Raw genomic sequence first — 14,116 nt, forward strand, 5'->3', positions numbered from 1 at the left:
TTTTATGTAATTGTAATGTTTGGTTTTAATTTTGTTTTTTTAAAAAAAATAGGCTTACTATTAAAAACACGTTTAATAGTATAGCAAAAAGTAAGGGATATTGTGTTTTTAAAGATGCAGATGTATTAGCTACTAAATTACCTGTAATATTACTTTTAGTATTTTTTTTTGATTTATTAATGATCTCACCAGAACCTTTAATTATTGCATTGTAACCACAATTATTACTTATTACCATATCTTTTCTGGTAATAACACTCATTAATCTTGCATTATAAAAGTGATGTGGAGTAATATATTGTTCTTTAAACCAAGCATCATTACTCAAATTAAAAAAGAAATTTGCTCCTTCTTGAGCTTGTTGAATAGCATGTTTAGAAATAACAGCTTCATTACAAATTAATATACCAGCTTTTCCAAAAGGAGTTGTAAACAACTTATTTTTGAATCTATTTTTTTCAACTAAATATTGAGCGTTACCTGCAAAAGGCGCTGCTCTTCCTAAAATTGGTGCTTCTATGCCTTTTATTAATATTTCTTTTTGATACCTACCCAACTCTTGTTTATTCTTAAAATAAAAAACAGTGTTTTTAACACTTTTATCTTTTTCATTTTCTGTTGTATTTAAACCTATAATAATGGCAGTGTTAGGGTTTATTCTCTTTTGAAATTCATCTAATAAATCGTCTTTTCCATAAAAAGTCCATGGTAAAGCAGATTCTGGAAAAATTATAAAATCAGATGTTTTTACCTCTTGTTTCTTAATAAGCTGAAAATAATTTTCTGCCAATTGATTCACTTTATTTTGATTCCATGAATCTTTCACATTCATATTTGCGGAAATACTAGAAACTTTAAAAGGTGTATTTATATTTTGAGGAGTAAAAGTTGCTTTTAAAATAGCGCCTCCTAAAAATATAATTACAATTGCTAAAACTGTTATTTTTATGTCTAATTTTTGTTTGCTTACAATTGCTTTCGCTAAAAGAACATTTACTAAAACAGTAAAAAAAGTTAAGATTTCTATCCCTCCAAAGCTTGCCCACTGGATACTAAATATGTTTTTAGTAAAAGCAAAACCTACTCTATAATTATGAAAAGGGTATTCATTTAAAAAACTCATAAAAGCTATCTCTAAAAGTGACCAAAAAGCAGTAATCGCAATAAGCTGAAACCAACCTAAAAAATTTTTATTAGTATGAATATTTAATATAAAGGCTATACCCACAAAAACCATTGAATAAAAAAACGCAAACATTAAAATACTTATGGCTATAAAACCAATTGCCATATCAACTGCATTATTGTTTGTGTAATTTACAAAAGCACTAAACATCCAAAAACAAAGTATAATTGCATAAATACTACCAAATAAGAATCCGTATAAAAATACTTTTTTAAGAGGTATTTGCTTAATAGCAATTATAACAGGAACTAAACTAACAATAGACAATACATAATTTACTTCCTTAAAAGCATAAGCACTTAAAATGGCTGATAAAGCAACAAATAAAAATTTATATTTTGAAAAAAAGGTTTCCATATTTCTCTAAAAAACGATTAAATAGATTTATAAATTTATGATTAGAAGTTTCTTTAAAAGTTTAATTCTTAAAAATAAAACACCTAACCTAAAACAGTCTGTAAATTTCCGACAAACTGACTCTAAGGATAAAAAACAGGTAGAAATACGTGTTTAAATTTAATATTTACTCCTTTTAATATAGGCTCTAGAAAGGCCATTTGTTAGCAGTGGATTATAATCGTTTTTATAATCTCTAATAGATTGTCCTAAAAATTTTTGAAAGTCTTTTTCGAAATGCGATTGATCGTAATAATCATAATCTGCGATAAGTTTAGATAGCGATTTATGCTCTTTTTTTTCTAACTCTCTTATGATGTAATTAAATCGAACTAAACAAATAAAACGATAAGGACTTGCACCAACTTCTTTTTTAAACATTCTTTCTATAGAACGTTCTGTATAAGGAAAAAAATCGGATAACTCTTTTACTGCCAGCATTCCTTTTTTATCTAAAATATATTGTACAATTTCTACTGAAGGTTGTAAAACACTCCAATCTTTGTAATTTTCCCTTAAATGCTGGTCTGCAATTTTTGTAATTTCTTCGATAGAATTTACTTCTCTTAAATTCTCATACATACTCTTAACAACATCATCATCTACATAAAGAGATAAGTCTATTAACTTATTTCTGTTTTTAAAAGAATGAATTTTTGTAACATTGTGTAAGATGTGGTTTGGTAACTCGAAAGACAACCAAGAACTATTTTTGTAGGCTTTTACAGTAAAATAGTCTCCTGTTCCTTTTATAAAAACTTTTGGTACCTCTACCTTTTTTCCTTCGTTATTAAATGCTTCAATATTTCCATAACGCAACATAATATACGTATAACCATAATCGCTAATTAATTGAGAAGACATGTCTTCTATATAATTAATACGAGTTACATCTTTGTAAAAAGAATGTCTAAAATTTTCGTTGTGGATAAATATCATTCTCTATAAAATAGATTGTAAAATTAAAAAACAGAGGAAAAAAAATATGTAAATTTCCGACAAAAACTTTTATCGATAATAAAAACTAATATATTGATTACCAAAAACTACAATTATATTAAATACTACCATCTAAAATTAAACGAGTTAAAAATTCCATTTAAAGAAAAACTCATAAAAACTTCTTTCGGAAAAACGAATATAATTATCTGTGGAGATTCTAATAAACCTCCGTTTTTTTTAGTACATGGATTAAACTCTGCGGCTCCTTTTGCTATTGAAAGTGTACAATTTTTATTGAAAGAACATCACATTTTTGCTATTGATCTCTTGGGAGAACCTAACATAAGTGATTTGGTAAAAATTTCTAAAAAAGATGACTCTTATGGAAAATGGTTGTTAGAAATTACGAATTACTTCAACATAAAAAATATTACTTTATGCGGCATTTCATTTGGCGCTTTTCCTATTCTAAAATCACTTTTAATTGATAATAAAAACATAAAACAGGTTTTCTTAATTTCTCCTGCAGGTATTATTCATGGAAATATTTTAGCTTCCATAACTAAGTTTTTAATACCAATGAAATTATTTCAACTTACTAAAAAAAATCATTTTTTAAAGAAGTGCCTAAACAGTATTTATAATGATTTTGACTCCATAACCTTTGCGTATTTAAAAGAAGTATTCTTACATTTTAAAATGGATTTTAGCCCAACACCTAATTTTAAAACGGAAGACTTAGCAACGATAAAAACACCAATTTCCATAATTTCTAGTAAAAAAGATTTTTTTGTTCCTGGTGAAAAACTCAAAAAGAAGAGCGAAAAAGGTTTTAATAATCTTAAAAATTTTATTGTTTTAGAAAATGCAAAACATGTGCCTTCTTTAATGGTTTTAGAGGATGCTTTTACTAAATTAAGTGAAACTAAAAAATCTGATGAAAATTAATTTTCATCGGATTTTTTTTATGATTGCTAACTAAATACTGAAAAACTGCCCACTCAATTAAGGCGCAGGATTAGGAATATCTTTATGAACTTCTTCAATTTCTTTTAAAGTTTCTTTAGATAAATCGATGTTAATACTACCAATATTTTCTTTCAATTGACTCAATTTTGTAGCTCCAATAATGTTACTGGTTACAAATGGTAATTGGTTGATAAACGCCAAAGACATTTCCGATAATGTAATTCCGGCTTTCTTTGCAATTGCCTCGTATCTTTTTACAGCTTCCAAAGAACCATCACCCATATAACGTGCAACAAAACGTGGAAATAAAGTTCCTCTTGCGCCTTCTGGTTTATTTCCATCTAAATATTTTCCAGATAAAACACCTTGTGCCAAAGGAGAGTATGCTAATAAACCAATATCCTCTCTTAAAGAAACCTCACTCATTCCTGCTTCATAACCTCTATGAATCATAGAATATGAATTCTGAATTGTAATTGGTCTTGCCAATTTATTTAATTCAGCTGTTTGTAGGTATTTTAGAGTTCCCCAAGGAGTTTCGTTAGACAAACCATATTGTCTTATTTTTCCCTCTTGTATTAAATCATTTAAAGTTTGAATGATTTCTAAATAATTTTCAGTTGCATCTTTTACAGTATCTGTTGGAAAATCTCTTGTACCGAAAACATTTACACCTCTATTTGGCCAATGTAATTGATACAAATCGATATAATCAGTCTGTAAACGCTTTAGACTTCCTTCAATTGCTTCTTTAATGTTTTTCTTATTCAAACCACCTTCTCTAATGTGTTTTGTATAATCTCCACCACCTGCAATTTTACTTGCCAAAACTACTTTGTCTCTATTTCCAGATTTTTTAAACCAATTCCCAATAATTTTTTCTGTTGCTCCATACGTTTCTGGAGAAGCAGGAACAGAATATAATTCTGCAGTATCAAAAAAGTTTACACCTTGTTCTAAAGCATAATCCATTTGTTCGAAACCTTCTTCTTGAGTATTTTGATTTCCCCAAGTCATGGTTCCTAAACATATTTTGCTAACTTTTATATTGGTATTTGGTAGTTTTGTGTATTTCATATTTCGATGCGTAATTATTAGATTTTAAAATTTTAAGACACAGATTTCACAGATTTTCACGAATCTGAATCTTCATAAATATTTAATATTTGAAACTAATTGCTAAATTAAAACTTATAACTATTTAAAACAATAAGCGTATAATTTTAAAAATTATACGCTTATAAGAATAAATTATATTCAAGTAAAAAACGATATTTCACATGAGTGTTTCTTCCCTTTGGGAAGATTAAGATGGGCTTTGAATCGCTTCAATTCCAGGTAAACTTTTTCCTTCTAACATTTCTAACATAGCACCTCCACCAGTTGAAACATAGCTTACTTTATCTGCAAAACCAAATTGTTTTACTGCTGCAACAGAATCTCCACCTCCAACTAAAGAAAATGCTCCGTTTTTTGTTGCTTTGTCTATTGAATGTCCTAATGCAATGGTTCCTGCTGCAAAAGATTCCATTTCAAAAACACCTAAAGGTCCATTCCATAAAATCGTTTTACACTTGTTTACAACATCATCAAAAATCTCTCTTGATTTTGGTCCAGCATCAACTCCTTCCCAACCATCAGGAATTTGAGTAATATCTAAATTTTGTGTATTTGCATCGTTAGAAAAATCGTCTGCAGCAACAACATCTACAGGAACATGAACTTCTACTCCTTTTGCTTTTGCTTGCTTTAAAATGTCTAAAGCCAAATCCATTTTATCGTCTTCACAGATAGAATTTCCTATTTTTCCGCCTTTCGCTTTTACAAACGTAAAACTCATTCCACCTCCAATAATTAAATGATCTACTTTGTCTAATATGTTTTCGATTACTGTAATTTTAGAAGATACTTTTGCACCTCCTAAAATTGCCAGAACTGGTTTTTCTGAATTATTTAAAACCTTATCAATACTTTCTATTTCTCTTGCTAATAAGTTTCCGAAACATTTATTACCTTCAAAAAATTGTGCAATAATGGTTGTAGATGCATGTGCTCTGTGAGCGGTTCCAAAAGCATCGTTTACATAAATATCTCCAAATTTCGATAATTTCTCTGCAAACGCAACATCACCTTTTGTTTCTTCAGGATAATAACGTAAGTTTTCTAATAATAAAATCTCTCCAGCTTCTAAATTAGCAACAGCTTCTTCAACTTCACTTCCAACACAATCTTCCACAAATTTTACGTTGCAACCAATAATATCTACGACCGATTTTACAATATGTTTCAAAGAAAATTCTTCTTGAAAACCCTTTGGACGACCTAAATGAGACATTAATACACAGCTTCCTCCTTGTTCTAAAATATCTATAATAGTAGATTTTGCTGCCTGAATTCTTGTAGTATCTGTTACTTCAAATTTATCATTTAAAGGCACGTTAAAATCTACACGAATAATCGCTTTTTTATTTTCGAAATTAAAATCTTTTAGTGTTTTCATCTTTGGTTTTGTCTATTTTCAACAAAAATACCTTTTTCTTTAGTTTTTAGAAAGTTGAAATCTAAAAAGTTAAGTTAACGTTTGCGTAGTATTTTTATTGAATTGTTTTTCTATTTTTAAATGCATTTAACAAGCTACTTAAAATTAAAATTCCTGTAGCTGAATTTGCAATTGTCACTAAAGTATTATCCGAATTCGCAACAGCAATAGCAATTAACGCCCAAGCACCTACAAATGCAAATGCGCTCATATTTCTTTTCCACGTAACTATTAAGTTGATAATTGTTGCAATGGAAATCATAATAATCGTCCAAATTTTTGGCGAAATTCCAAATCCGTCCCAATTAATCTTTATCAAATACGTAGAAACATTTGCAATACTTGCTACAGTTACCCAACCACTGTAAATTGCAAATGGCCACCAAATAAATATTTTTGTTGAAAATGTTTCTTTTTCAAGTCCGATTTTTGTGTTTACAACGATTTTTAAGATTGAAAAAAGTAGCAAAAAAATAAAAATGCAAGACAAACCAGTGTATTCGTAAATCCAACTAAAAACCCAAGCACTGTTTGCGAAACATGAAATGGCAAACCAAAAGCCGATTATTTCAATAAAATCATCATTTCTAACTTTTGTAAATAGACTTCTTCCTTGGTAAAAAATGAATCCAAAAAGCAATAAATAAATGAGTCCCCAAATGGAAAAAGCATAGCCTGCAGGTGTAAAGAGTGATTTATACTCACTGGAAATCTCACCAATTGTAGTATTATTCATTAAACCTGTGTTGGATAAATAATTGATAAAAACAACAGAAATAAATGCAACTCCGTTTAAAATTTGTAGAAATCTTTTCATAATATTTTTTAAAATAATAGTTTCTTGAAGACTTTGCCCAAAGGTTTCTTTGTTTATCTTTCATTTTGAAAGATTAAAACTGTTTTTTTTAAAATTTTGGGAGAGGAAAAATACAAAATTCTGAATAAAAGTTTTAGAAACCTTTATATTTGTGCATGCTTTTCAACCAAATTATAGGTCAAGAACATATTAAAAACCATTTACAAGTTTCTGCGGAAAATGGTAGAATTCCGCATGCGCAATTGTTTGTAGGAAAAGAAGGAAGTGGAACTTTGCCAATGGCAATAGCCTATGCACAGTTTTTATTATGTAATTTTTCTGATGATAAAGAAGCTTGTAATATAAAATGTAACAAATTACAACATCCAGATTTGCATTTTGCGTTTCCAGTAACCACAAGTGATAGCGTTAAAAAACATCCTGTAAGTAATTTATATTTAGAAGAATGGCGTCAGTTTTTAGGCGAACAACCTTATGCAAGTTTGTTTAATTGGCTGCAACATATTGGCGTAGAAAATAAACAAGGAAATATTGGAGTTGATGAAGCTGAAGATGTTGTTAAAAAGCTAAAACTAAAATCTTACGAAGGTGGTTTTAAAGTGATGATTATTTGGATGGCAGAAAAAATGAACATTGCTGCTGCCAACAAATTATTAAAACTAATTGAAGAACCGCCCAACAAAACTGTTTTCATTTTAATAACAGAAAATGAAGAACAGATTATAAATACCATAAAATCTCGTTGCCAAGCCTTACATTTTCCTGTTTTGGCAGAGAATGATATTTCGAAAGCTTTAATCGAAAGAGAAAATTGCTCGGAAAGTGAAGCTGCTACAATTGCGCATCAAGCTGAAGGAAATTACAACAAAGCCATTCATTTATTACACAACGATTCTTCTGATTTGGTTTTCGAAGAATGGTTTATTGCCTGGATAAGAACGGCTTTTAGAGCAAAAGGAAATGCTTCTGTGGTGCAACAGTTAATTTCTTGGTCGGACACGATTGCAAAAACGGGACGAGAAACTCAAAAACGTTTTTTAGAATATTGTTTGCAATTTTTTAGACAAGCTTTATTGTTAAATTATCAGTCGGACCAATTGGTTTTTATGGAAACAAAAACAGGTTTCGATTTATCTAAATTTGCACCTTTTGTACATGCTGGAAATATTTTGGAGATAGAAAAAGAACTAAATGATGCCATGTATCACATTGAAAGAAATGGAAATGCAAAAATTATTTTATTAGATTTATCTATGAAATTAACGAGGTTTCTGCATAAGAAAGAAGAGACTGTGTAAAAATGAAAATAGCTGACTTTAGAAACTTCATTTGGAATAAACTTGAAAATCGAAAAGTTAAAATATTTTCCATAATTGCTATATTTCTGTTTTACTTACTTCCTTTTCCTAATTTTACGACTGATTTCTCTGTAACAGATTTATTATTAGGCTTACTATTAGTAATGTCAATTGGTGCTTTTGTCTCTTTTGTATATTTAGAAAGTTCTTATAATTATAGGAAAAAGAGAAATTCTTTTCTAAATAAAGATGAAGTTTTAAATTTTGATTATTTTACAAGAGTTTATATTCTTTACTATTTTATTGTAATTCCTTGGAGTTTACTATCTTCAATATTGAAATAATTTATCAGGTTTAATTTTTATTTCAATAAAAAACTAAAAAAGTGTCCCCTTTTTAATTTTGACAAACGTCTTAATAGTATAAACTTAAAAACTTTAGATTATGAAACAATTTATGATGATTTTTATCGGCGAAGATTATGCTGATTTAGGGCTTTCTCCAGAAGAAATGCAAAACAGAATGGGAAAATGGTTTGCTTGGAGCCAGAAAATGGATGCTGCAGGAATTAAACATGAAGGTGAAGCCTTAACTTCCAAAATAAGACGTATTTCTGGTGTTGAAAGAACAGCTAAAGACATCGCATCTACAGAATTGAAAGAAATTGTTGGTGGTTATTACACAGTTACTGCCAAAGATTTTGATGCAGTTGAAGAAATTGCAAAAGATTTTCCAGATTACGATTTAGGTTCTTATGTAGAAATTAGAGAAGTTATGGTATTTGATCATTAATGGAAACGAAACTCATAGACCATCTTTTTCGAAATCATAGTGGAAAGATGGTTTCTGTTTTAACTCGAATTTTCGGACTCTCAAACCTGGAAATTATCGAAGATGCTGTACAAGATACTTTTCTAAAAGCCAGTATTTCTTGGCGAAAAGAACAGCCAAAAAATCCTGAAGCTTGGCTAACAAAAGCTGCAAAAAATAGAGTTTTAGATATTTTTAGAAAACTAAAATCCGAACAAAAACACATTCCAGAAATTATAGCAGATTTTGAATCTATTGCAACAGATGAACTTTTTTTAGAAGCAGAAATCGAAGATGCTCAACTTCGAATGATTTTTACTGCTTGTCATCCTAAATTAGATGCTAAAGACCAAATTGTATTTGCCTTAAAAACAATTGCTGGTTTTAGCACAAAAGAAATTGCATCTGCTTTATTAACCAAAGAAGAAACTATTAAAAAACGTTTATTAAGAGCCAAAAAAACGATTAAAACAACAAATTTAGAATTCAAAATTCCACAAGGAAAAGAACTTCCAAAGAGGATTGGCAGTGTTTTAAATGTTATTTATCTTATTTTTAATGAAGGTTTTCACTCCAATAAAAAAGAGATTTTAGTACAAAAAGAATTGTGTGGAGAAGCCATTCGATTGTGTAAAATGTTACTAAAAAATAAACACACTCAAATTCCTGAAAGTTATGCTTTGTTTGCGCTCATGTGTTTTCATTCTGCAAGATTAGATGCAAAAATTAATACTGAAAATGAGTTGTTAGATTTAAAAAATCAAGATAGAAATAAATGGTCTTTTCCTTTGATTCAATTAGGAAATATGATGATGAATAAAGCTGTTGAAACATCACAATTCTCAAGATATCATTATGAAGCAGCAATTGTTGCAGAACATATAAAAGCGCCTAATTTCGAACAAACAGATTGGAATAAAATTTTGAATTATTACAAATGCCTGCACAAAATACAACCTTCTACTTCTTATCTCTTAACCATGGCTGTTGTTTGTTTACAAAGTGAAAACTATATAAAAGCCAATTATTATTTCGAACAAATAAACCCTGATGATTTAGCACAACGTTCGTATCTATTTTATGGCGCAAAAGCAGATTATTTTGCCAAAACAAACAACAAAAAAGGAGCTTTAAAATTTATTGATATTGCTTTAGAAAAAGTGTCTAATAATTTGGAAAAGAAGTTTTTGGAGAGGAAGAAAATTTACTTTTTAAAAAACTTGTAGAATTTATTAAAAAGCGAAGTATAGATTCCTGTTTTCACAGGAATGACAGAGTTAATTATACTCCTTTTTCAGTTCGTTTAGCAACATACAAATCTGCAATTGTAGGGTTTTCTGGACAACTTTTTATTTGTTGAAATTCGTCTCCAGCTTTTACAAAACCAGTTTGTAAAACTTTAAAATAAACGCCACACATTGTTGTATTCCAGAATTGTTTTACAATTTTCATATTGTTAAAACGAATTCCTAATTTATAACAAGGATTTCTCTGCACAGTTGCTTCTAGAATAGTTTCACCAACTTTAAAAATATCTCCTTGATGGATTTTTGTTTCCTCTAAATCGTCAATTGTTAAGTTTTCTCCAAAGATTCCATGTGTGAAATCTACATTTGGATGTAACTTTTTAAAATAATCGTAGTGTTTTAGAGAATATCCATAAACCGCTTGTAAAATACCTCCATGATGTTTTCTGTCCGAAATTTCATCATCTTTTACTTCTTCAATATCTAAAAAAATAGGTTTAGAAACTGGAAATTTAAAGATTCCTGTGGTTACTTTTTTACCTTTCCATTCGATTTCTTTGCGTTCGCCAATATTTGTTGAAATTATTTTCATTTTTATTTGTTCTCCTGCAAGGTCTTTAATGCCTTGTAGGTGTTACTTATTTTAATTTATTTAATATATTTTGAAACCTTGCAGGAAGTCTTTGAAACCTTGGAAGATATTCTCAATAAAAACACTAGTTTTTAAATTTCTCTAATGCTTTTTTCGTAAAATCAGACAACACCAATTCACCTGAAACTGCAGCTCTTTCTTCTAATAAATTGTTCCAGTTTTCAGTTCCTCTCCACAACGCTTTCTTCATTTCAGCTAAAGCTGTAGGATTGTATGAAGCCAATTTTTCTGAAAGAGTTTCTACCTCTTTATCTAATTCTTTTACGTTCTCAAAAACTTTTGCATACAACCCTTTTTCTTTTGCCCAATAGGCGTTTTTCCAATTACTTGCGTCTAAAGTTAATTCTGCAGTTCCTGAGACTCCAATTTTTCTTGTAACAGCTGGCTCAATTACAAAAGGTCCAATTCCTATAGTGAATTCCGATAATTTTATAGATGCATTTTCTGTCGTTAATACATAATCGCAAGCAGCTGCCAAACCAACGCCACCACCAACAGTTTTTCCTTGAATTCTTCCGATAATTAATTTTCCGCAAGTTCTCATGGCATTGATTACATTTGCAAAACCTGAGAAAAATTCTTTGCCTTCTTCTGAACTAGAAATCGCAACCAATTCATCAAAAGAAGCACCTGCACAAAAGGCTTTTTCTCCTTCCGATTTTAAGATAATTACAGAAACATCTGTATTTTTTCCAATAGCAATAAGTTCTCTGGTTAATCTGTCCAATAATTCACTTGGAAAAGAATTACTTGCAGGATGCCCAAATTCTATCGTTGCAATTTTGTTGTTTATGTTGGTGTATAAACTTCCGTTTTTTCTATCTGTAGTCATATTATTGAGTTTTTATCAAAAATAAGTTATTCATATTTAAAAAAGAAAAATTCGTGCATTTGTGGCAGTTTTATAAAGTAATTTTATGTATTCTAATTTAATTCAAATTTCTTTTTTCAATAAAAAAACTTTTTAAAAGTTGAGAGCATTCGTTTTCTAAAATACCACCAACTACTTTTGTTTTTGGGTGTAATTTTGTATTTAAATTCATAAAACCTCTTTCTGGTTCAGTAGCACCATACACAATTTTACCAATTTGCGCCCAATAACTTGCGCCTGCACACATTTGACAGGGCTCTAAAGTAACATATAAAATGCAGTCTTTTAAATATTTACCTCCTAAAAAATCGGATGCAGAAGTAAATGCTTGCATTTCTGCATGTGCAGTTACATCATTTAAGGTTTCTGTTAAATTATGTGCTCTTGCAATAATTTGGTCTTTTAAAACAATAATTGCACCTACAGGAATTTCGCCTTTATCGAAAGCCATTTCTGCTTCTTGTAAGGCTTTTTTCATAAAAAAAGTATCGTCGAAAGGTTGTAGCATCTGTTATTTACATTTTTTAGTAAAATTAAGTAATTTTTTATGATAGATTTGTAATTCTTAATAGTCCTTTTTATGGACACAAAATTTGTTGTTGTATTTTAGTATCCGAATGAAGAATTTGTTAGATAACATATTAAACCCCGAAGATTTAAGAAAATTAAATCCCGAGAAATTGCCACAATTAGCCAAAGAATTGCGTGCATTTATTATTGATATTGTTGCTGCAAAAGAAGGGCATTTAGGAGCTAGTTTGGGGGTTGTAGAATTAACAATTGCGCTCCATTATTTATTTGATACACCAAACGATTTGTTAGTTTGGGATGTAGGACACCAGGCTTATGGACATAAAATTTTAACTGGAAGAAAAGAAATTTTTCATACCAACAGGCAATTTGGTGGCATTGCTGGTTTTCCGTCAAGAAAAGAAAGTAAATTTGATGCTTTTGGTGTGGGGCATTCATCTACTTCTATTTCTGCTGCTTTAGGTATGGCAATTGCATCTAACTTAAAAGGAGAAACAAAAAAGCATCATATTGCAGTTATTGGAGATGCTTCTATTGCAAGTGGAATGGCTTTTGAAGCGTTGAATCATGCAGGAGTTTCCAAAGCAAATTTGTTAATTATTCTAAATGATAATGCGATTGGAATTGACCCTTCTGTTGGAGCTTTAAAGGAGTATTTAACAAAAGTAAAAACAGATCGAAAATTAGCAGCTCAAAATAATATTATAAAGGCTTTAAATTTCGATTATTCTGGACCAATTGACGGACATAATTTACCAAAAATCCTATCAGAATTAAAACGTTTAAAATCTGTAAAAGGTCCTAAATTTTTACATATAATTACCACAAAAGGAAAAGGTTTACAGCAAGCTGAAGAAGATCAAGTAACGTATCATGCGCCAGGGAAATTTGATAAAATTTCTGGAGAACGTATTAAAAAAGAAGCTAGTTTATACACAAAATACCAAGATATTTTTGGAAAAACATTGGTAGAATTGGCAGAAAAAAATGATAAAATTGTTGGAGTTACACCAGCAATGCTTACAGGAAGTTCTTTAAAATTTATGTTCGATAAATTTCCAAAAAGAACTTTCGATGTTGGTATTGCAGAACAACATGCAGTTACTTTGGCTGCAGGAATGGCTACCCAAGGTTTAGTTGTTTTTTGCAATATTTATTCTACATTTTTACAACGTGCTTACGATCAAGTAATACACGATGTTGCTTTGCAAAATTTACCTGTAGTTTTCTGTTTAGATAGAGCTGGATTGGTGGGCGAAGATGGCGCAACACATCATGGAGTTTTCGATTTGGCTTATTTACGTTGCATTCCTAATTTAATTGTGTTTGCACCCAGCAATGAAATTGAACTGAGAAACATATTGTTTACAGCTCAAAAAGGATTGGAAAATCCGATTGCGATTCGCTATCCAAGAGGAACTGGAAAATTATTAGATTGGCAAAAACCTTTCGAAGAAATTAAAATTGGAACAGGAGTTTGTTTGCAAAAAGGAAACAAAATTGCAATTCTAACCATTGGAACTATTGCAAGCAATATTACAGAAGCCTTAGAACTAATTTCGGAAAAAGCCCTTTTTTCTCATTATGATATGCGTTTTGTAAAACCTTTGGATAAAAACCTATTGGAAGAAATTTTTGCAAACCACACTTCCATAATTACTGTGGAAGATGGGGTTATAAAAGGTGGATTTGGTTCTGCTATCTTGGAGTTTGCTTCAGAAAATAATTATCAACATAAAATAAAAGTACTAGGTATTCCAGATAATTTTATTGAGCATGGAACTGTTTCTCAGTTACAATATACTATTGGTTTACATCCCAAAAGCTTATCTAATTTACTAAATTCTTATTCATAAAA

14 protein-coding genes are annotated in these 14,116 nt (G+C 29.8%); 6 read left to right on the forward strand and 8 right to left on the reverse strand.

The features are described 5' to 3' along the window. Positions 1 to 25 precede the first annotated feature (25 nt). Both lnt and J3359_RS08780 read right to left on the reverse strand, forming a co-directional pair. On the reverse strand, positions 26 to 1,543 hold the full coding sequence (gene lnt / locus J3359_RS08775) for an apolipoprotein N-acyltransferase (RefSeq protein WP_208080309.1): 1,518 nt from the start codon (positions 1,541 to 1,543) through the stop codon (positions 26 to 28). Positions 1,544 to 1,702: 159 nt separating this feature from the next. Next, positions 1,703 to 2,521 (reverse strand): helix-turn-helix domain-containing protein, encoded by an 819-nt coding sequence (locus J3359_RS08780; RefSeq protein WP_208080310.1) that lies wholly within the window; start codon positions 2,519 to 2,521, stop codon positions 1,703 to 1,705. A gap of 93 nt (positions 2,522 to 2,614) precedes the next feature. Between J3359_RS08780 and J3359_RS08785 the strand changes: the two genes are divergently transcribed. Further along, positions 2,615 to 3,472: an alpha/beta hydrolase family protein gene (locus tag J3359_RS08785; RefSeq protein ID WP_208080311.1), complete on the forward strand. Its 858-nt coding sequence runs from the start codon at positions 2,615 to 2,617 to the stop codon at positions 3,470 to 3,472. A gap of 57 nt (positions 3,473 to 3,529) precedes the next feature. On the opposite strand, the gene J3359_RS08790 is transcribed toward J3359_RS08785, so the two are convergent. The 3 genes from J3359_RS08790 to J3359_RS08800 all read right to left on the reverse strand — a co-directional run bounded on the left by J3359_RS08790 (position 3,530) and on the right by J3359_RS08800 (position 6,849). Then, positions 3,530 to 4,570 carry an aldo/keto reductase gene (locus tag J3359_RS08790; RefSeq protein ID WP_208080312.1) on the reverse strand — a complete coding sequence of 347 codons (1,041 nt, stop codon included), beginning with the start codon at positions 4,568 to 4,570 and terminating at the stop codon, positions 3,530 to 3,532. Between the two features lie 229 nt (positions 4,571 to 4,799). Then, a complete protein-coding gene (locus J3359_RS08795) occupies positions 4,800 to 5,993 on the reverse strand; it encodes a phosphoglycerate kinase (RefSeq protein WP_208080313.1) in 1,194 nt (397 codons plus the stop codon). A 94-nt stretch (positions 5,994 to 6,087) separates the two neighbouring features. Further along, the gene (locus J3359_RS08800; protein WP_208080314.1) at positions 6,088 to 6,849 is read right to left on the reverse strand and encodes a TspO-related membrane protein; all 762 of its coding nucleotides are present in this window, start codon (positions 6,847 to 6,849) and stop codon (positions 6,088 to 6,090) included. A 155-nt stretch (positions 6,850 to 7,004) separates the two neighbouring features. Here J3359_RS08800 and J3359_RS08805 point away from each other — a divergent pair, with 155 nt between their 5' ends. The 4 genes from J3359_RS08805 to J3359_RS08820 all read left to right on the forward strand — a co-directional run bounded on the left by J3359_RS08805 (position 7,005) and on the right by J3359_RS08820 (position 10,183). Next, positions 7,005 to 8,147 carry a DNA polymerase III subunit gene (locus tag J3359_RS08805; RefSeq protein ID WP_208080315.1) on the forward strand — a complete coding sequence of 381 codons (1,143 nt, stop codon included), beginning with the start codon at positions 7,005 to 7,007 and terminating at the stop codon, positions 8,145 to 8,147. Positions 8,148 to 8,149: 2 nt separating this feature from the next. Continuing rightward, positions 8,150 to 8,491, forward strand: a complete 342-nt coding sequence (locus J3359_RS08810) for a hypothetical protein (RefSeq protein WP_208080316.1) — start codon at positions 8,150 to 8,152, stop codon at positions 8,489 to 8,491. A 100-nt stretch (positions 8,492 to 8,591) separates the two neighbouring features. Further along, the gene (locus J3359_RS08815) at positions 8,592 to 8,939 is read left to right on the forward strand and encodes a YciI family protein (RefSeq protein ID WP_208080317.1); all 348 of its coding nucleotides are present in this window, start codon (positions 8,592 to 8,594) and stop codon (positions 8,937 to 8,939) included. Continuing rightward, positions 8,939 to 10,183 (forward strand): RNA polymerase sigma factor, encoded by a 1,245-nt coding sequence (locus J3359_RS08820; RefSeq protein WP_208080318.1) that lies wholly within the window; start codon positions 8,939 to 8,941, stop codon positions 10,181 to 10,183. Before J3359_RS08815 ends, J3359_RS08820 begins: the two co-directional genes overlap by 1 nt. Before the next feature lie 55 nt (positions 10,184 to 10,238). On the opposite strand, the gene J3359_RS08825 is transcribed toward J3359_RS08820, so the two are convergent. The 3 genes from J3359_RS08825 to J3359_RS08835 all read right to left on the reverse strand — a co-directional run bounded on the left by J3359_RS08825 (position 10,239) and on the right by J3359_RS08835 (position 12,235). Further along, positions 10,239 to 10,796: an MOSC domain-containing protein gene (locus tag J3359_RS08825; RefSeq protein ID WP_208080319.1), complete on the reverse strand. Its 558-nt coding sequence runs from the start codon at positions 10,794 to 10,796 to the stop codon at positions 10,239 to 10,241. 124 nt (positions 10,797 to 10,920) lie between these two features. Beyond that, positions 10,921 to 11,688, reverse strand: a complete 768-nt coding sequence (locus tag J3359_RS08830; protein WP_208080320.1) for an enoyl-CoA hydratase/isomerase family protein — start codon at positions 11,686 to 11,688, stop codon at positions 10,921 to 10,923. Positions 11,689 to 11,785: 97 nt separating this feature from the next. Further along, entirely contained in the window at positions 11,786 to 12,235 is a 450-nt protein-coding gene (locus J3359_RS08835) for a nucleoside deaminase (RefSeq protein WP_208080321.1), read from the reverse strand. Positions 12,236 to 12,344: 109 nt separating this feature from the next. On the opposite strand from J3359_RS08835, the gene dxs reads away from it, so the two are divergent. Then, positions 12,345 to 14,114, forward strand: coding sequence for a 1-deoxy-D-xylulose-5-phosphate synthase (gene dxs, locus J3359_RS08840; protein ID WP_208080322.1), 1,770 nt, complete (start codon positions 12,345 to 12,347; stop codon positions 14,112 to 14,114). The last annotated feature ends 2 nt before the right edge of the window (positions 14,115 to 14,116 follow it).

It is taken from the genome of Polaribacter cellanae, assembly GCF_017569185.1.
GTDB lineage: Bacteria > Bacteroidota > Bacteroidia > Flavobacteriales > Flavobacteriaceae > Polaribacter > Polaribacter cellanae.